The organism is Streptomyces sp. NPDC050508 (assembly GCF_040655155.1).
Classification (GTDB): Bacteria; Actinomycetota; Actinomycetes; order Streptomycetales; family Streptomycetaceae; genus Streptomyces.
Genome location: NZ_JBFAJJ010000027.1, coordinates 1 through 18,925, shown reverse-complemented (window position 1 = coordinate 18,925; position 18,925 = coordinate 1). Strand labels below are relative to the sequence as shown.

Genomic DNA, 18,925 nt, shown 5'->3' with positions numbered 1-18,925 from the left:
AACCGGGACGGGGCGGGCCTGAGGGGGCTCGGGGAAACCTGAGTGTCGCAGGGGGTTCCGGGCGGCGTACTCTAAGGGCGCCATGCCGTACGAAGCACCCACTCACGCCGTCGAGCGTTCACTCCGCGCCACGACCGGAGCCAAGGTCGTTGCCGGCGTCGACGAGGTGGGGCGCGGCGCGTGGGCCGGCCCCGTCACCGTCTGCGCGGCGGTCACCGGACTGCGCCGACCCCCCGAAGGCCTCACCGACTCCAAGCTCATCGCGGTCAGACGACGCACCGAACTCGCCGAAGAACTACGCAAGTGGGTCACGGCGTACGCCCTGGGACACTCCTCCCCGGAGGAGATCGACGACCTGGGGATGACAGCCGCACTACGGCTCGCCGCAGTGCGTGCCCTGGAGGCCTTGCCGGTTCGCCCCGACGCGGTCATTCTCGACGGGAAGCACGATTACCTCGGGGACCCCTGGCGGGTCCGTACGGTGATCAAGGGCGACCAGTCGTGTGTCGCGGTCGCGGCCGCTTCGGTGATCGCCAAGGTTCAGCGCGACAAAATGATGGCCGAACTGGGCATCGACCATGCAGACTTCGCTTTTGCGGCCAACGCCGGGTATCCGTCACCCGTGCACAAGGCCGCGCTGGAGGAGCGGGGCCCCACCCCGTACCACCGGTTGTCGTGGGCGTATCTTGATGCGCTGCCCCAGTGGCGGCACCTCAAGAAGGCCCGCAGTTGGGCGGAGGGAACCGTTCCGAAGATCGAAGGCCAACTCGGATTCGACTTCTGACCGTTCCGCTCGCACTCATGTGCCACCCGCCGACGCGAGCCGCACCATCGTTTGATAAAAATCAGCTCATGCCTCTCATTCCCGAGGAGCCTCAGATTCACGAGAGTGCCCAGGGTCCCCGCGCAACTCCGGCCAGTGGCCGCGTCGCGCCGACCCCCCGCCCCGTACCCGGCCCCCGCCCCGCGGCTCCGTCGCGTCCCGGTCGTCCCGGCCCCCTGCGGCCCACGGCGCCGGCGCAACGCACACCGCGTGACGTGGCCGTGGCCAAGCCCGGACCCTCGGGTCCGGCTGCCCCCTCCACCTCCGAAACCGCTGTGGCGACCCCGCAGATCCAGCTGGTCCCGGCCTCGGCCGAAGGCGCGCTGGACGCTGCCGAGGAAGCCGTCGACCTGCTCCTGGAGTCGGGCCGCACCCCTGGTGACGTGCTGGTGATCACCACCGGCGAACCGCACCCGTGGGCCGCCCACGAACTGTCCTTCGGCGAAGCCCCCTACTGGGCCCAGCACGACGCGCGCGACGACGTCTTCTACACGGACGCCGCCGTCGCGGGCCGGGCAGCGTCCCGTCCCGTCGTTGTGGTCGCCGTCAACGGAGGCCCCGACGTCGTTGCCACCGCCCTGCCCCTGGCCCTCGGCCGGGCCGGTGCCCTGCTGATCGTCTGCGGTGACCCGCAGCAGATCAACTCGGTGCTGGGCGCGGGCGTCTGAGCCGTCTCCGGATCTTTCGGAGGGCGACGGCGGTCACGAAAGTGCCGTCGTGGCGCTCTGTGCACGGTGGGGCCTTCAGCGTGCACGGATCAATGGTCCGGTGACCGGTGTGGTGGGCGAAGTGAGTACCGTCCGCGAGGTGCGGTCGGTGAAGTGCGCCCGCCGCAGGGGTACTTCCGTGATCCTTCCGTGGGCGTGCTGATGTCTCGCACGAGGTGCGGGTGAGTTCAGGGCGTCCGGAGTTCTCCGCCCGGGGCGGCTCGGCTCCGTTCCCGCGTGCGCGACCGGCGGCTCGTCGCACGGGTGGGTGGTCGAGGGCGCCGTACGGACTCCGTGGATGCGCCCTGTGCCGTACGGGATCCTCGTGCGGTCCGGGCGCGGAGCCCGGACCGGATGTCAGCGGGCCGCGGCGCGGCGGAGGACCTCCGAGGCGGCGCCGCCGGTGCGTGGCAGCAGGGGTGGCACCTCGGACATGGCGAAAGGTTCCGGCGCCGAGTCCGCGCTGGGGCGTCGGCCGCCACGCCCCTCGCCGAGCACCTGCCAGCCGTCACGGGTCAGCGTGATGTAGGCCCCGCAGCGCAGCCCGTGCAGGGTGCAGGCGTCACGCAGCCCCCACATCCACGCGCCGTCCTCCTCCGTCCAACGTGCGTCGCCCTCACGGCAGTAGAGCAGCACGGCGGTGCGCACCGGCGTACGGCGGCGCAGGTCGTGCGGGATGACCCGGCGCAGCTGCGCGAGCAGAGCGTTGCGAAACATCCAGCCGTCGGCCGGCGCGGACCGTCGGACGAACGAGGCGCTCGCGAGCAGTCGCTCGTCCGGGTCGAGGACGGCCACGATCGCGGTCGCCGGTTTGGGGCGGTGCCGGGAGTGCAGCCCGCTGACGACTTCGCGGGGATTGCGCAGCAGCGGGATTCCGGCGGCGGCCCACTCGGAGGGTTCGAGCATGCGCGCCAGAGGGTTGGCGGAAGCGGCGGACAGGTCGGCTGACGTCGACGTGGATGCCGCGGAGGACGGAGCGAATCCGAAGGTCACGGTCCTCCCTTCGGCTACGCGCCCACACTGAGGGCGAGGTCGGATTCGGGGGAGCGCACACCGCAGCAGAGCCCTACCGGACCACGGACGAGCCGTGCGGGGAGCGGACTCCAATTCTTCCTGTCGAACTTGGATGCGGCAACGAGCAAATGGGGCCACAGCCCCTTATCTGATGGTCTGTGGCTTATATCCCTACCCAATGCGTCGCCCAGCGACGCCTGGGACGTTCGAGCACGACACTTTCGTACGCCATTGACGTGCGGGAGGTCCATAGGGCGTCGGTCGGCCCGGGCGCGGGACAGGGTCTCCGCGAGCTTCGCCACGGCGGGGATTGGGCCGTTGTCAGTGCCGTGAGGTTGCATGGGGGTATGAGCAACCAGGAGCTGCGTGCCGAAGCCGACGCCATCCTCGCCGAGCTGGTCGGTGATGCGGGCGGCACGGCGCGGCTGCGCGAGGACCAGTGGCAGGCGGTGGCGGCCCTGGTGGAGGAGCGTCGACGCGCGCTGGTGGTGCAGCGCACGGGCTGGGGCAAGTCGGCGGTGTACTTCGTCGCGACCGCTCTGCTGCGCCGGCGTGGCTCCGGGCCCACGGTGATCATCTCGCCGCTGCTGGCGCTGATGCGCAACCAGGTCGAGTCGGCGGCGCGGGCCGGCATCAGGGCGCACACCATCAACTCGGCCAACCCGGAGGAATGGGACACCATCTACGGGGAGGTCGAGCGAGGCGAGACCGACGTTCTTCTTGTCAGTCCGGAGCGACTCAATTCCGTGGATTTCCGCGACCAGGTGCTGCCCAAGCTCGCCGCCACGACCGGCCTGCTGGTCGTCGACGAGGCGCACTGCATCTCCGACTGGGGACACGACTTCCGCCCCGACTACCGTCGACTGCGGGCAATGCTGGCCGAACTGCCCGCCGGCGTACCGGTGCTGGCCACCACCGCGACCGCCAACGCGCGCGTGACCGCCGATGTGGCCGAACAGTTGGGCACGGGCGCCGGTGAGGCCCTGGTGCTGCGCGGTCCGCTGGAGCGCGAGAGCCTGCGGCTGGGAGTGGTCCAACTCCCGGACGCCGCGCACCGCTTGGCCTGGCTCGCCGAGCACCTGGACGAGCTGCCCGGCTCCGGGATCATCTACACGCTCACCGTGGCCGCCGCCGAGGAGGCCACCGCCTTCCTGCGCCAACGCGGCTTCAAGGTGGCCTCGTACACCGGGAAGACGGAGAACGCCGACCGGCTGCAGGCCGAGGTCGACCTCCAGGAGAACCGGGTCAAGGCACTGGTCGCCACGTCGGCGCTCGGCATGGGCTACGACAAACCGGACCTGGGCTTCGTGGTCCACCTCGGCTCGCCCTCCTCGCCGATCGCCTACTACCAGCAGGTGGGGCGTGCGGGGCGAGGTGTGGCCCACGCCGACGTGCTGCTCCTGCCGGGCAAGGAGGACGAGGCCATCTGGCGCTACTTCGCCGATACGGCCTTCCCGCCCGAGACGCAGGTTCGGCAGACCCTCGCGGCCCTCACCGACGCGGGGCGACCGTTGTCCGTGCCGGCCCTGGAGACGGCGGTGGAACTCCGCCGCAGCCGCTTGGAGACGATGCTGAAGGTCCTGGACGTCGACGGAGCGGTCAAGCGCGTGAAGGGCGGCTGGGCCGCCACGGGAGCCGAGTGGGCGTACGACGCCGAGCGGTACGCGTGGGTGGCCAAGCAGCGGGCCGCCGAGCAGCAGGCCATGCGTGACTACGTGAGTACGTCACAGTGCCGGATGGAGTTCCTGCGCCAACAGTTGGACGACGAGGGGGCGGTCCCGTGCGGCCGTTGCGACAACTGCGCGGGCGCGTGGGTCGATTCCTCTGTTTCGGCGGAGACGTTGACGGGCGCGACCAAGGAACTGGACCGCCCGGGAGTGGAAGTCGAGCCGCGCCGGATGTGGCCGACCGGGATGGCCGCGCTGGGCATCGACCTCAAGGGGCGTATCCCGGCCAAGGACCAGTGCTCCACGGGGCGTGCGCTGGGGCGGCTCTCGGACATCGGCTGGGGCAACCGGCTGCGCCCGCTGCTGGCCGAGAACGCGCCCGACGCTCCGGTCCCCGACGACGTCCTGCGGGCCGCGGTGGCGGTCCTCGCCGACTGGGCGCGCTCCCCGAGCGGTTGGGCACCCAATGTCACCGACGCCTCCGCTCGACCTGTGGGGGTCGTTGCCGTACCGTCCCTGACCCGCCCGCAACTGGTCGGTTCCCTCGCTCAGGGCATTGCGACCATCGGCCGTCTCCCTCTCCTGGGCACCCTGACGTACACCGGACCGGACGGTACGCACGCGGCACGCCGCAGCAACTCCGCCCAACGACTCAGGGCACTGTCCGACGCCTTCACCGTCTCCGACGAACTGGCAGGTGCCCTGGCCGCCTCTCCCGGCCCCGTCCTGCTCGTGGACGACTACACCGACTCCGGCTGGACCCTCGCAGTCGCCGCCCGCCTGCTCCGCCGGGCGGGCAGCGAACAGGTTCTCCCCTTGGTCCTCGCGGCGGCGGGCTGAGATTCCCCGTCGGCGTCTGTCCTGTCGGCCTGCGGTCGGCGTGATGCCGGCCGGTTTCGGGGCGCGCTTCGGTTGTGGGTGCTGTGCCCAGAGCTCCGGAACTGAACCTGGAGTTCCGGTCCTTGGATGTCCCCTCCAGATAGGCCGACTTGGTCGTACCGAACGCCATATGACGTGCCCCTGACCTGACTTATCCACAGGCCCAAGCGGAATGCTGCGATCCGCGAGATCGTCGACGCATGACGAATCACAGCGAAACGACTGGATCCTCCGAAAACGGCGACATCGAACCCACCGCGTACGACCGGCACGGCGCCGAGCACCAGGTCACCCTGCGCACCCCGGCCGAACTCGCCGACGCCCTGCCCTACCTGCTCGGTTACCGTCCCGAGGACAGCATCGTCCTCGTCGCCCTGCACGATCGGGGCGGCCGGGGCCGGTTCGGCGGACGAGCCCGGCTCGGCATTCCCGCCGGCGCGGACGACTGGGCCTCCGTGGCGCGGCAGTTGGCCCACGGCCTGGTGACCGGCAGCGAGCGCCGAGGCACCCGGCCCGAGCAGATGATCGCCTACGTCTGTCAGGAACCGGCGCCGGGAGAGTCGGGGCGTCAGGTCATGGAACGCCTGCGCCCGCTCGTGCAGAAGCTGCGCACCGAGTGCGGCCGCCTCGACGTGACCGTGATCGAAGCGCTCTGCATCTCGGACGGCCGCTTCTGGTCGTACTGCTGCCCGAGCGAGGGATGTTGCCCGGTCGACGGAGCTCCGATGGGCCTGCCCGGCACTTCCGTACTCGCCGCGGCGGCGACCTATGCCGGACTCCAAGTGCGGGGCACACTGCGCGAGTTGCGGACCAGGCTGCTGCCCTGGGAGACGGCTGCCGCGCTGGAGCAGGAAATCGCCCTGGACACCGCCGGTATGGCCATCGTCCCCAGGATTCTCGACGACACCAGCCGAGCGGACGTGGCGCAGGAGACGCTGGAACTCGCCCAACGAATCCTGAGCCGCTTCGCCGCGGCGCCGCCCTTGTCCGGTGCGCTCCATTCGGACCTGCGGGACGACGAACTGCTCGCCCACGACGAAGCCGCCACGCTGATCCTCGGCCTTCAGGACCGCACGACCCGCGACCGCGCGGCCGAATGGATGGAGGGCGAGGAGGCAGTTCCGGCCCTGCGCCTCTGGCGCGCGGTGGCCCGTCGCTGTGTCGGGCCGTACGGCGAACACGCGGCGGCTCCTCTCACGCTCGCCGGTTGGGTCGCCTGGTCTGTTAACTGCACTATCGGGTTGAACTGCTCGCCCAGGGGGCCGTGATTCGTGATTATTCGGGGATGCACGAGACTCCTTCGCTTCATCGCGATCTGATTGACGGGCGGGTACGGTTGCCGCGGGTGGGTACGGTTGCCGTGGGTGCAACGCCGTCGCTGCCGTGGTTCGTGATGGATGCCGCCGACCGAGAGGTCGAACCGGTCAGCAGGTATCTGCGGGACCGGATGCTGGGCGACGCCAGCCCCGAGACTTGTCGCAGCTACGCGTACGACCTGCTGCGGTGGTTCCGAGTCCTGTGGGCACTGGACGTGGGATGGGAACAGGTCACCGAGGCGGAAACCGTCGCTTTGGTTGGCTGGCTCCGGCACGCCCAGAATCCTCAGCGGCAGCGCCCTGGCAGCCTCCAGGCGGGATCGGTGAACCCGAAGACCGGTAAACCCAGGCTGCGGGCCGGATACGCACCCGCAACGATCGCTCACAACGTGACCGTGGTCCATGGCTTCTACGCCTTCCATATGCACTTCGGCCGCGGACCTGTACTGAACCCTGTCCCCGAAAACCGCGCTCGCCGGGCTGCACTGGCCCACCGGTCGCCGCTGGAGACCCGGGCTGAGCACCGTCGGGGCCGGCTGCGGCCGAAGCTGAAGCCCCGGCAGCCGAGGGCCATGTCCGATCAGCAATGGTCAGAGCTGTTCGGGCAGATGGGATGCACCCGGGACCGGGCCCTGCTGTCCTGCTACGTCTCCTCCGGTGCCCGCGCTTCGGAACTGCTGAACGTCGAACTGGGCGACATCGACTGGACCAAGGGCCAGTTCTGGGTGATCACTAAGGGCACCCGGGCCCGACAGCCCGTCCCGGCCTCTCCGGAGGCCCTGGCCCATCTCGCCGCTTATCTGGACGAGACCGGTCTTCCAACGGACGGGGTCCCGATCTGGCGGACCCGCCGAGGTGAACCCCGGCCGCTGACCTACTGGGCGGCCCGCCGGATCATTCAACGGGCGGTCGAGAGGGTCGACTCGAACTGGACCCTGCATGACCTGCGGCACACCGCTGCCACACGGATGGCTCGCGACCCAGAGCTAACGCTCGTGGAAGTGCAGACGATCTTGCGACACGCCCACATCAGTACCACCGAGCTCTACACGGTCGTCGGTCTGGACGACCTGGTGGACAAGCTCGCGGTCCACTACTCCCGGCCCGTTCAGCAGACTTCCTGGCCGACCCAGTACGGCGCAGACGATATCGAGGCGGTGTTCGGTGGCGGGCAGTAACGTTGGCAACAGCCTGCGGCTGAAGGGCCCGACGACCAACCGGGTTCAACGCCATGAATTCGACAGCAGTGTCGAGAGCGGCAACTTCACCTCAAGTGCGATCACCCCAGCGCCGCCGCCACCCCCGGCCCGGCCTCCCCGGTCGCTGGGCGACTACAGCACCGCACCGGCCAAGGAGATCATCCAGGTCACTGCCAAGCACTTCTCCCAGAGCGGCCAGGAGAAATGGCAGCAGCGCGGTGCCATGCGGGACTTTCTCAATCACCTCGCGACGTTCCCTGGGGCTACCTGGCAGGAGCGATGGGAAGCGTCCGGGCACGACGAAGGACGGCCGGTCGGGGACGTGGCTGGCGACGATAAGTATCTGCGCAAGCGGCTGAACCGCGCCGTCGGTTACTCCTTCGCCATGCGTCTGGTCCGCCCAACCCTGCTGGGCTTCCGCTGCAACCGCTTCTTTCATTACGCTCCCTGGTTCCGCGGCGTCGCAAACGACCCGTGGCTCGAGGAGTTCTGCGGGCGGGCTGATCAGATGCCGATGGCCCAGGCCCGCCGCACCAGAACCAAGTTCGACGTCTGCTGCGCGTTGACCGTCTTCGGCATCGACCTGGCAGACCTGACGCCTGAGGCGTTCCTGCACTACGCCGTGGAGTCTCGCGCCCACAATCTGTCCGGCGAGAGTTCGGAATCGGGCTCCTACGCAGGGACCCTGGCTTGGCCGATCCTGCATGATATGGGCCAGTTTCCCGCTTCCGCGCCCCGCAGTTTCCGGGCGGCGGTGACTCGCGGCCAGATCCCCGTCGAGGAGGCCGTCGACCGGCACCACCTGCGCAATCGGGATGTCCGTAATGTTCTGGTCGAGTACATTCGTCGGCGGTCCGCTGGACTGGACTACTCCACGCTGCGACAGCTGACCAACCTCCTGGTCAGAGTGTTCTGGAAGCAGATCGAGGAGATCAACCCGGACCAGAAGGACCTGCGACTGTCGGAAGAGACCTTCACCCGTTGGAAGGAGTGGCTGATGGTCCTGCCGAACGGCAGCCCGCGGTTGGACCTCGACGGGCCGCTGATGGCCGTCCGCTCCCTCTACTTGGACCTCCAGACCTGGGCCGTCGCCGAACCGGAACGCTGGGCGAATTGGTCCGCCCCCTGCCCCGTCAGTGACGCTGACCTGCGCTGGTTCCATTTGCGACGGCGACGGCTGCAAGAACGCATGGCCAACCGCACCCGCGACCGCCAGCCGCTCCTGCCGGTCCTGTCCAAGTACGTCAATGACACATGGCACCGTCTGCGGACCATGCTCGAAGCCGCTCAGCAGGTCGAGAACGGCGAAGACTTCGTCGTGGATGGGACTACCTGGCTGCGGGTCTCGACCAAGGACCAGCGGCACAACCGCCCGCCGATCCGGGCTGTGAACCGCACAACCGGTGAACTCGTCCACCTCTCCAGGGACGAGAACACCGTCTTCTGGCAGTGGGCCGTGGTCGAAACACTCCGGCTTGCAGGCCTGCGGGCCGAGGAACTGACCGAGCTGACCCATCTCAGCGTCCGGCAATACCAGCGGTCCAGCGGTGAAGTCGTGGCCCTGTTGGTCGTCTCCCCGTCCAAGAGCGACCGGGAACGGGTCATCCCCATGTCGGCTGAACTATTCCACGTGATTGCTCAGATCATCCGGCGCCACCGTAACCAGCACGGCACCGTCCCGGTCTGTGCCCGCTACGACCTGCACGAAAGGATCTGGAGCGAGGAATTGCCCTACCTGTTTCAGACCTTCCACGGCGGCATCCAGCGAGGTATGTCCACTACCACTATCTGGCGCATGATCAAACGGGCCTGTGACGCACTGGCCGTCACGCACCCGCAGTTCAAGGGTGTGAGGTTCGCACCTCACGACTTCAGAAGGCTGTTCGCTACCGAACTCGTAAACAACGGCTTGCCCATCCACATCGGTGCTGCCCTGCTCGGTCACCTCGACATCCGAACCACCCGCGGATATGTCGCGGTGTTCGACGAGGATGTGATCAGCCAGTATCAACAGTTCCTCGCCCGGCGCCGGGCGGAGCGGCCCACAGACGAGTACAGCGAGCCGAGCGCCGAAGAGTGGAACGACTTCCAGCAGCACTTCGACAAACGCCGAGTCGAGCTGGGCTCCTGCGGCCGACCTTACGGGACTCCCTGTGCGCACGAACACGCCTGCATCCGCTGCCCGATGCTGAGCATCGACCCCAAGATGCTGCTGCGACTGGACGAGCTGGAGCAGGACCTGGTCGAGCGCCGCAAACGGGCGGTCGCCGAGGGCTGGCAGGGTGAGATCGAGGGCATCGACCTCACTTTCACCTTCCTGCGCGCAAAACGCGCGCAAGCCCAGCGCTTCCAGCGAAGCGGGACCATTGACCTGGGTCTTCCTCACCAAAGGCCGCCGGTCACAGACGGGTGATCAGTAGAGCGGACAGCACAATAGCGCTCGGATGAAGGGTGCGGTCGGTAAGGTACTTGCCCTTCATCCCGGCCGCCTTTCAGCTTCGCGAAGCTCTTGACGAGAGCCTCGTCACCCGGTCCAGGACGGGGTGCCGGTGAGAACGCTGCCACGTCACCGATCCTGCTGGCTTATTCCGTGCCCGGCGGGGCTCATCCCCTCGACTGCATCTGCGTTAGCCAGCGTGCCCGCCTCGGCATCTCCCTCGCCGCGTGAGTGGATAAGCCAGCAGGATCGTCACCACCCGCAAACGGTGGGTCTTCGGAGGTTGAGGAGCGCTGTTCGTCAGGTGAGGAAAGGGGAGAGGGCCGCGGTGACGGCGGCGGCGAGGGCGAGGACAGCAGCGAAGGCGCCGGCCGCGCGGGTCAAGGCTGTCGGCCAGGTAGCGCCGTCGATTCGGGCTAGCATGCCGGCGCCGACGGCGGTCAGCAGCGCGACGACGAGAACGACAGCGACGGCGATAAGGACAATGGCGAGGGTCACGGCAAACTCCCTGGAAACGGTGGGGCGTTGACAGGGACGAAGCTCGCGGAATTGCTGTGCGTCATGGTTCACAGGGACGAGGATGGACACGGGCGCACACACCACCCCGGGGGACCATCACATGCACGACGAGCCGGACCGCCGCTGTCCCGCACTGGCCGAACTACGCAGGAGACTCGATGAGGGACGGGCTCGTGCCCGCCTGGATCAGACGCAGCTCGCCAGGAGCGCCGGTGTGGGGCGCGGGACGGTGTCGAAAGCGCTCTCACCCCGCGGGGGCGTGCCGTCTGTGGACACGTTGACCCTGCTGGCCCGTGCGTTGAAGCTGCCGGTGGGCGAGCTGCTGGAGTTGAGGCGGACCGCGGCCGAGGAGACAGGCGCGGCGCTGGTCGACGTGCCGGGGCCGGGTCGGCCGATCGGGCAGTGGGAGCCGCACGAACTGGAAGTCCACCCCGCCGGCCCAGGCCAGAGCGCGTCGGGCGCCGACGGCGTGCGGGCACTGCCTGGGTACGTGCGACGCGGGCATGACCAGGTGCTGGCCGACGCGGTAGTGGCGGCCGCATCGGGCCGCAGTGGGGTCATGGTCCTGGTGGGGACCTCCTCGACGGGCAAGACCCGGGCATGCTGGCAGGCCGTGCAGCCGCTCGCTGAGAAGGCATGGCGGCTGTGGCATCCTTTCGACCCGACCCGCGCCGAAGCCGCACTGGAGGACCTGCACCAGGTCGGGCCGCGGACGGTGGTGTGGCTCAACGAGGCACAGCACTACCTCGGCGACCCTAAGTTCGGCGAGCGGATCGCGGCGGCCGTGCACCAGTTGCTGATCGACGAGAAGCGCAGCCCGGTCCTGGTACTGGGCACGCTGTGGCCCGAGTACGCCCACGACTACACCGCCCTGCCCGAACCGGGCGCGGATGATCCGTACAGCCGGGTGCGGGAACTGCTGGCCGGCCACACGGCGAGCGTCCCCGACGCGTTCGACACCGCAGCTCTGGCCGCCGCGACGGCCCTGGCCGAGGAGGGCGACGCTCTGCTGGCAGACGCACTCACCCGCAACCAGGGCGGCGGCCGCATCACCCAGGACCTGGCCGGAGCTCCCGAACTCCTGCGCCGCTACGAACAGCCCCGCCAGGCCGCCGCCCGCGCACTGCTGGAAGCGGCGATGGACGCCCGCCGACTGGGCGTAGGCCTCCACCTTCCCCAGGCCTTCCTGACCGACGCCGCCCCCGACTACCTCAGCGATGACGACTACGACCAGCTCAGCGACGACTGGGCCGAACAGGCCTACGCCGAACTCGCCGAACAGGTCCACGGCAAGCAAGCGCCCCTGCGCCGCACCACCCCCAGGACCCCACGACGCCCACCCACCCCCACCACCGAAGCCAGCACCACCATGCCGCCACCCAAGAGCTCGGTGTTCCAGCTCGCCGACTACCTCGAACAACACGGCCGCACCACCCGCCGTCACCTGTGCCCGCCCGCATCCTTCTGGCACGCCGCGCACACTCACCTCACTCACCCCGACGACCTCAAAAACCTCGCCGAGGCGGCCGAAACCCGGCACCGCCTGCAATGGGGCCACCACCTCCTTCAACGCGCCGCAGCCCACGGCAACGCCCACGCCCTGCGCCGCCTGGTCGTGTTGCGGGAGGAGGCCGGGGACCGGGTCGGCGCCGAGAGTCTGGCCCGTCAGGCGGCCGCCCTCGGCGACACCAACGCCCTGTTCGTTGTGGCCCGGTTGCGGGAGGAGGCCGGGGACCGGGTCGGCGCCGAGACTCTGGCCCGTCAGGTCGCCGACTGCGGCGACACCGACGCCCTGGCCCTTCTGGCCCGGTTGCGGGAGGAGGCCGGGGACCGGGTCGGCGCCGAGACTCTGGCCCGTCGGGCCGCCGACTGCGGCGACACCGACGCCCTGGCCCTTCTGGCCCGGTTGCGGGAGGAGGCCGGGGACCGGGTCGGCGCCGAGACTCTGGCCCGTCAGGTCGCCGACTGCGGCGACACCGACGCCCTGGCCCTTCTGGCCAGGATGCGGGAGAGGGCCGGGGACCGGGAAGGCGCCGAGGACCTCTACCGTCAGGCCGCCGCCCGTGGCGACACCGACGCCCTGTACCTCCTGGCCACGTTGCGGGAGGAGGCCGGGGACCGGGAAGGCGCCGAGACTCTGGCCCGTCAGGCCGCCGCCCGTGGCGATACCGACGCCCTGGCCCTTCTGGCCACGTTGCGGGAGGAGGCCGGGGACCGGGTCGGCGCCGAGACTCTGGTCCGGCAGGCCGCCGCCCTCGGCGACACCAACGCCCTGTTCGTTGTGGCCCGGTTGCGGGAGGAAGCCGGGGACCGGGTCGGCGCCGAGACTCTCGTCCTTCAGGCCGCCGACATCAACGGGCTGTTCCTTGTGGCCGGGATGCGGGAGGAGGCCGGGGACCGGGTCGGCGCCGAGACTCTGGCCCGTCGGGCCGCCGACTGCGGCGACACCGACGCCCTGGCCCTTCTGGCCAGGACGCGGGAGAGGGCCGGGGACCGGGAAGGCGCCGAGGACCTCTACCGTCAGGCCGCCGCCCGTGGCGATACCGACGCCCTGGCCCTTCTGGCCAGGATGCGGGAGAGGGCCGGGGACCGGGAAGGCGCCGAGGACCTCTACCGTCAGGCCGCCGCCCGTGGCGATACCGACGCCCTGTACCTCCTGGCCACATTGCGGGAGGAGGCCGGGGACCGGGAAGGCGCCGAGACTCTGGCCCGTCAGGCCGCCGATCGCGGCGGCACCGACGTCCCGTACCGCCCGTTCGCGACGTCGAATTTCAACAGGTGGTGGCCGCACGGCCTAGACCCGGACGGCACACCGACATCTCCCTGGCAACCGGCCGTGTCGGTTGAGCGGAGCGGACACGTACCGCCGAGCACGTCGTAGGAATGCTGCCGTTTGCGGCTGGTGACGATCCTGCTGGCTTATCCACTCACACAGTGCGAGAAAAGCCGGGGCAGGCAAGCTGGCTACCGCAGATACGGTCCGGGCGATGGGCCCCACTAAGCACGGAATAAGCCAGCAGGATCGTCACCAGCCACAAACGACGGGTGTCACTCGCGGCGACGTGCGGCGGGGGTGGCACGGGCCTAGAAGGGAGGCTTCTCTTCGATCTGTACAGTGTCGAACAATGCACCGCTCGTGTTTTCTCCAGCGTCCGGCTTCTCCTTTGACGCGTGCTCCTTGAGCATGACGTACCTAGGGAACTTGCCCGGGTTCTTGTCGTCCTCGCGGGTTTCGGTGGTCCACTTTCCCGGATACAGCTCGTCGAGTGCCTGCTTGACCAGATTTCGGCCCCAGTCGAAGGCGGCGTCGGAGCGCTTCGCGTACTCGGGAGCCCTCTCGCCCAGCATGTGGGCGATGTGTCCCCACTTGATGCCGCGGCTGCTGTTGATCAGCTTGTGGAACTCGGGTTTGTTGTCCCGAAGGTGGACGATCGCGATCGCACTGTCGTCCACCGAGACGTCTTCCCCGTCGGGCGCGGTGGCGGCACCTTGGGGGTTGTTAGCCGCGAGGCTGGCGGAAGCAGCCCGGGCTTCGGTGCGTCGTTCCTCGACGAAAGCCCGGGACTGGGTGGCGAAGTTGTTGGGGGCGGGGAGGGAGTAGTCCGGGTCGGCCATCTTGTAGGAGTCCTCGAAGCTGAGGACGCGCACGGAGATGGGGTAGGGGCGGGCGTGGCGGTCCGTGCCGGGGGCGCTGGACCAGTAAATGCCGTTACCCACGAGTGGCTCGTTGAGCAGGGTGGCCAGCAGGTCTTCGGAGAAGTGGGCGTTGGCTTTCTTCAGGGACATCAGGTCGCCTTGGGAGAGCAGGTGGAAGACGAAGAAGTTGTCGCCCTGACTGAGGAGTTCCTGCGGAAGGCTGCCTGGCTGCTGGGTGATCAGCAGGGCACCGAGATCGTATTTGCGGCCTTCCTTCACCCAAGAAATGAAGGGGCCGTCTTCCCTCTGGCTGGAGCCACCGAGTACGGACTGTGCCTCTTCGATGACAGCGATGGTAGGGATGGATTTCGGGTCGGCCTCGGTGAACTGGTTCTGGTTGTGCTCGAAAATGTCGCCGAGGATCACGCCAGCGAGCTGGAGCCCCTGGGAGCCACGCATTTGCGAGATGTCCACCACACAGAGCTTGCCTTGGGAAAGACAGTCCTTCAGGCTGCTGAGGAGCTGGCTGTCTGGGTCGTGCAGTGCGTTGACAACGCGGGTCATATTGCTGACCGCAGCGTTAGTCTCGGCCTCCTGGCCGGCATCGAGGTTCAGAATCTCCTGGACCTGTGAGCGGTCGGCGCCGTACTTGTCCCGGTGGATCAGGTCGACAAGCCGATTCCACCGGGGTCCGTCGAGGGACTTGAGCTTTACGACGTTCTGCTGGTCCTGCTTCTCCGGTGGCAGCGCGATACCCAGAACGCGTGATGCCTGTAGTTCCTTGATGTTCAGCTTGACGCCGTTGATGACGAAGGACTGGTAGAACTCACTGGGGCCCTTGCGGTTGGTGAAGACGACCAGCTTGTCGCGCAGGTGCGGTACGTCGCAAAGGGCGGGGCGGCCCTTGAAGTCGGGCCAGAAATACTCGCCGTCCGGGTCGAAGATGATTGTTCCGACGGGGGCTTCGCCGGAGCGGCGCGGGACAGTGGGCTGGCCTTCGTACAGGGCGGAGAAGAGCAGCTTGACCAGGTTCGATTTACCGAATCCGGCGCGGGCGAAGACGAAGCTGCGGCGAGCCACGAGCTTGTCAATCTGGAAGGTCGGCATGATCGCGGGCTCCTGGAGCTGCATCCAGGATGTGTCGCCCACGCGCTTGTCGGTTCCGGCGTAAACGAATTCACCGAAGGCGAGGTAGCCGATGGGCACCGCGCCATCGTCAGTGTCCTTGGCGTTGACGACCTCGGCGAGCAGGTCGTCACCCAAGAGCGCGACCTGCGCGCCGACATGCGGGAGGCGCCGGTGGCTGGGGACGAAGATGTGCTTGTCGCCCTCCACGCGAAGGACGCCGAGGATGCGGATATCGACCTTGTACTTCAGGTAGCGCTCGCGCAGCTCATCGGGAATGGGCCGCTGGTCGCGCACCGCGCGAGTGGCGTAGTCCTCACCGATGGGAGATACCAGGCGCCCCTGGGAGGCGATGGTGGTGATCCGCCCGAGGATAGCCTCCCGTTCGTGTTCGAGCTGCACAAGGACGAACTGGCCGTGCATGGCCATGGTCTGGAAGCCGTCGTGGTGCGGTAGCACGAGGTCGGCGTGGAACTCCATGCCACCCTCGGAGAAACCGCGGAAGGTGCCGACGACTTTGTCACGCTCGAACAGGCTCATGACGGTTCTTGCTCCACAGGATGCGGTGCGGACAGTGAGGGGTGCTACTCGTAGCGGTTGGCGGCCACGTCGGAGGCCAACCGCAGGGCATCGATGATGTGGGCCTTGTCATCGCCGACCTGGTCGCGGACGGCGTCGACGAGTTGGTCTTCGATGATGTCCATGTCCAGGTCGGCGACGCGGGAGTAACTGTCGGCCTGTTGAATGCAGTTGGGGTAGAGGGGGATAGGGAAGCCGGCCACTGCGTCGGCCTGCAGGTAGCCGAAGATCGCCTGGGCTTCCCTGTCCTGGCGGGACATGATGTCCACGGTCCAGATGGGGTCACCGGAGTACGGGCCGAAACGGACGAAGTACATGGAGCCGATGTTGAACTTTGGCTTCTCGCCCGGGGAGTCGTCCCTGACGTCGCGGGTGTATTCGTCCCACAGGTATGCCTTTTCCAGCATCTCGGCGGGCACCTTGGCGAAGCACGCGGCGCCGTTGTCGAACACGCCCGAGAGCGAGATCGCCAGCCTGTAGTACTCCAGGACTTGGGTCTTCTTTGCCAGTCCCACCAGCCACACTTTGCGACGGTCCTGGCGCCAGATCCGCTCGATGGCCTCGTAGATCTGCTCGCCCATCTTCACGAACAACTCGCCCTGGAAGATCTTGCTGCGCAGCAGGCCGTCACGGACAATCAGGGTGTCGACTGCGTAGTCACGGTGACAAATCAGGTCGTACAGCGTCGCCCACTCGCACAGATCCCGGAAAACCTGCACCCAACTGGGCGACTTGCCGGACATCATCGGCGACAGGTCCTGGAGCCTTTCGACACCCAACCCATGCATCAGCCTGCCCAGCGCGGTGCACGGACGGCCGTCTTCGTTGAACTGGCGGGTGCTCAGGCCGTCGATGTCGGCGATCGGGGAGACCACCTCCATGCACAGTTCCTTGCCGTTGGAGTCCACGACGCGGACGACCTGAAGGTAGAAGGGGTTGAAGGCGACTTTGTTGTTGCCGCCGTCGGAGGCCATCAACGCGACCGATGTCGCCGACCGCGGCCTGATCACCTTGACCTGAGAGCGGATGGCCTGGGCCTGCTCGACCAGCTTGTCCAGCTCTTCGCGACCGGCTTCAACCTGATCGCCGATCAACTGCTTGAGCTGCTTGATCTGGTCCGCGTCGAACATGCATCTCCCCACACCGCGCGTGCGCTGGCACAGGCGAGTGATTCACTCGCCTGGTCTACACAGCATGGCACGGGACGCTGACAATCCGTCATGAAGTTGTGGGAAGCAACCTCGTTACCCGATCAGTGGGGCAGTCCGGTCAGCTCGGCGATGAGGTCGATCTCGTCAATCGCGGAGCCCGCCTTGCCGAACTGCTCGGCCTGCCGGTTGCCCTTCGGGGGTGTGCCGGCGTGTCGGACTTCCTTAACGGCCCACCCGGCCTTCGCCTCCCTCACGGAGGCCAGCAGCATTTGCTCCGGGTCGGTGCGGGCCGAGGGCAGGGCGCCAAAGCGGATCGCGAGACGGGCGCCCCGATGGCAGCGGCTGGCGGTTGCGGACCACACCTCGGCCAGGGCCTGGATGAAGGCCTCCTGGTTCGGCTGGCGGGCGATCTGTCCGTGCGTTCCGTAGGGAACCTCGGGGGGTCCTCCGAGGAACCACGAGCGCAACCACTGGTCGGCCACGTAGGTGCGCATGGCGTAGTACGGAGGCGAGGTGACAACCAGGTCGAACTTCTGCCGCAGGCTGCCAAGGGTCTCGACGGAGTCGCCGAGGTAGACCCTGCCACCGTGGGCGAGCGGGGCCGCGTCCAACAGTCGCTTGGCCCGGCGCTCTATGACCTCCAGAGCCGGGACACGCACCGGCTCCATGTCACGCTTCTTCCAGAACTTGACCGCGTATGCCGGCTTGGAGGCGTACGTGCGCGGCATCTGGTTCGACAGGTACGACGGAAGGTTCTTGTTACGCGGGCCGTGCAGGATGCCCAGCAGAACAGCGCGCAGCATGGCTGCCGTCGGCGTGGTCATCCCCAGGAGGGCCTCACGTAGCGCCACCAGCTCGCGAAGCGTCTCGCGCTCGAAGCACCACTGCCAGAACTCCCCCTCGGGCACCTCTTCGTGCGTCCTGCCGTCGAGGATCTGCCGCGCGAGACGAACCACCGCACCGGGTGTGACCTGGACGAGCTTGGCCTGGGCGATGGCTGCGGCCACTGGGTTGATGTCGATGCCTACCGAGGGCAGCCCAGCCAGACGCGCGGCATACAGGGTTGTTCCCCGCCCGCAGAACGGGTCCAGCACACGAGTGGCATCGGGACGGGCGGCAAGCTGCTGGAGTGGGAAGTCCAGCGGAAACATCGTGTAGTACGGGCAGACGGCATTCAGCCGGAGTACATCTTCGGGCCGACTGGGGGAAGGGGCCACTGCGGTCACCGTCATGGGTGTAACTATACAGGTATACTTACACCCATGACACGAAGGAGGCTCGATCCCGCCGCCCAACTCCGCGGGCGGGAACTCGCCTCCCGCCTTACGCAGGCCCGTCGCACCTCCGGGCGCTCAGCCGAGGCCGTTGCCCGCAGCGCGGGGATCTCCGTCGAGACCGTGCGCAGCATCGAAAAGGGCCGCACGTTCACGCCAGAATTCTTCACTGTCGCCGCCCTGGCCGTCGAACTAGGGCTGTCGCTCGACGAGTTGTACGCCGTCATCCGTCAACCCACCCAAAGCGATCTTCATGCACCCAGTGGCGTCGATACCTCCAGCCCGGCTGATCTACCCCCTGGCACTTGAAATCTCTTACACGTCATGGGGATCCGGCCAGTACCGCTCGACATTCATCCTTGGCCGCGGCCGCCCCAGACGGCCGCAGTTCCCCAACGGCTACTCGCGCGCCAGTGCCTGCTCGCCCTGTGCCTTACTTGCTAGAAGCCATCACATGGCATGTGACCTCGGAAGTCGGGTTGACAACCATCGACGTCGAGGTCGACGGGCCTTCCCCCGTGAAGGTGGGCACGCGGTTATTGATCACGCGGCGAGCGTGAGTTTAGCGGTGTGGTGTCGGCGTTCGTATTCGTTGGGGC

At 67.9% G+C, this 18,925-nt stretch carries 12 protein-coding genes and 1 pseudogene; 8 read left to right on the top strand and 5 right to left on the bottom strand.

Annotated elements, in window-relative coordinates; all coding sequences use genetic code 11:
• Window positions 1-82 precede the first annotated feature (82 nt).
• Together AB0I69_RS44185 and AB0I69_RS44180 are read left to right on the top strand one after the other, a co-directional pair.
• Window positions 83-784 (top strand): ribonuclease HII, encoded by a 702-nt coding sequence (locus tag AB0I69_RS44185; protein ID WP_363101483.1) that lies wholly within the window; start codon window positions 83-85, stop codon window positions 782-784.
• Between the two features lie 68 nt (window positions 785-852).
• Window positions 853-1,491, top strand: coding sequence for a hypothetical protein (locus AB0I69_RS44180; RefSeq protein WP_363101482.1), 639 nt, complete (start codon window positions 853-855; stop codon window positions 1,489-1,491).
• A gap of 396 nt (window positions 1,492-1,887) precedes the next feature.
• Here the strand turns inward: AB0I69_RS44180 and AB0I69_RS44175 are convergent, their stop codons facing one another.
• Window positions 1,888-2,523: a hypothetical protein gene (locus AB0I69_RS44175; RefSeq protein ID WP_262062450.1), complete on the bottom strand. Its 636-nt coding sequence runs from the start codon at window positions 2,521-2,523 to the stop codon at window positions 1,888-1,890.
• A 368-nt stretch (window positions 2,524-2,891) separates the two neighbouring features.
• Here AB0I69_RS44175 and AB0I69_RS44170 point away from each other — a divergent pair, with 368 nt between their 5' ends.
• The 4 genes and pseudogenes from AB0I69_RS44170 to AB0I69_RS44155 all read left to right on the top strand — a co-directional run bounded on the left by AB0I69_RS44170 (window position 2,892) and on the right by AB0I69_RS44155 (window position 10,018).
• Window positions 2,892-5,051 carry a RecQ family ATP-dependent DNA helicase gene (locus tag AB0I69_RS44170; protein ID WP_363101481.1) on the top strand — a complete coding sequence of 720 codons (2,160 nt, stop codon included), beginning with the start codon at window positions 2,892-2,894 and terminating at the stop codon, window positions 5,049-5,051.
• Between the two features lie 239 nt (window positions 5,052-5,290).
• Window positions 5,291-6,313 (top strand): annotated as a pseudogene (locus AB0I69_RS44165) (DUF4192 domain-containing protein); the annotation flags it as partial.
• A gap of 62 nt (window positions 6,314-6,375) precedes the next feature.
• Window positions 6,376-7,584: a tyrosine-type recombinase/integrase gene (locus AB0I69_RS44160; protein ID WP_363101480.1), complete on the top strand. Its 1,209-nt coding sequence runs from the start codon at window positions 6,376-6,378 to the stop codon at window positions 7,582-7,584.
• Window positions 7,571-10,018 carry a site-specific integrase gene (locus tag AB0I69_RS44155; protein WP_363101479.1) on the top strand — a complete coding sequence of 816 codons (2,448 nt, stop codon included), beginning with the start codon at window positions 7,571-7,573 and terminating at the stop codon, window positions 10,016-10,018. The genes AB0I69_RS44160 and AB0I69_RS44155 overlap by 14 nt, the downstream gene beginning before the upstream one ends.
• A 324-nt stretch (window positions 10,019-10,342) precedes the next feature.
• Here the strand turns inward: AB0I69_RS44155 and AB0I69_RS44150 are convergent, their stop codons facing one another.
• Window positions 10,343-10,540, bottom strand: a complete 198-nt coding sequence (locus tag AB0I69_RS44150; RefSeq protein WP_363101478.1) for a hypothetical protein — start codon at window positions 10,538-10,540, stop codon at window positions 10,343-10,345.
• A 289-nt stretch (window positions 10,541-10,829) separates the two neighbouring features.
• On the opposite strand from AB0I69_RS44150, the gene AB0I69_RS44145 reads away from it, so the two are divergent.
• The gene (locus tag AB0I69_RS44145) at window positions 10,830-13,442 is read left to right on the top strand and encodes a hypothetical protein (protein ID WP_363101477.1); all 2,613 of its coding nucleotides are present in this window, start codon (window positions 10,830-10,832) and stop codon (window positions 13,440-13,442) included.
• A 203-nt stretch (window positions 13,443-13,645) separates the two neighbouring features.
• Here the strand turns inward: AB0I69_RS44145 and AB0I69_RS44140 are convergent, their stop codons facing one another.
• The 3 genes from AB0I69_RS44140 to AB0I69_RS44130 all read right to left on the bottom strand — a co-directional run bounded on the left by AB0I69_RS44140 (window position 13,646) and on the right by AB0I69_RS44130 (window position 18,284).
• The gene (locus tag AB0I69_RS44140; protein ID WP_363101476.1) at window positions 13,646-15,862 is read right to left on the bottom strand and encodes a DUF87 domain-containing protein; all 2,217 of its coding nucleotides are present in this window, start codon (window positions 15,860-15,862) and stop codon (window positions 13,646-13,648) included.
• A gap of 44 nt (window positions 15,863-15,906) precedes the next feature.
• Window positions 15,907-17,031, bottom strand: a complete 1,125-nt coding sequence (locus AB0I69_RS44135) for a hypothetical protein (RefSeq protein ID WP_363101475.1) — start codon at window positions 17,029-17,031, stop codon at window positions 15,907-15,909.
• A 122-nt stretch (window positions 17,032-17,153) separates the two neighbouring features.
• Window positions 17,154-18,284 (bottom strand): site-specific DNA-methyltransferase, encoded by a 1,131-nt coding sequence (locus tag AB0I69_RS44130; protein ID WP_363101474.1) that lies wholly within the window; start codon window positions 18,282-18,284, stop codon window positions 17,154-17,156.
• Between the two features lie 30 nt (window positions 18,285-18,314).
• Between AB0I69_RS44130 and AB0I69_RS44125 the strand changes: the two genes are divergently transcribed.
• Window positions 18,315-18,635 carry a helix-turn-helix transcriptional regulator gene (locus AB0I69_RS44125; RefSeq protein WP_363101473.1) on the top strand — a complete coding sequence of 107 codons (321 nt, stop codon included), beginning with the start codon at window positions 18,315-18,317 and terminating at the stop codon, window positions 18,633-18,635.
• Window positions 18,636-18,925: the final 290 nt, after the last annotated feature.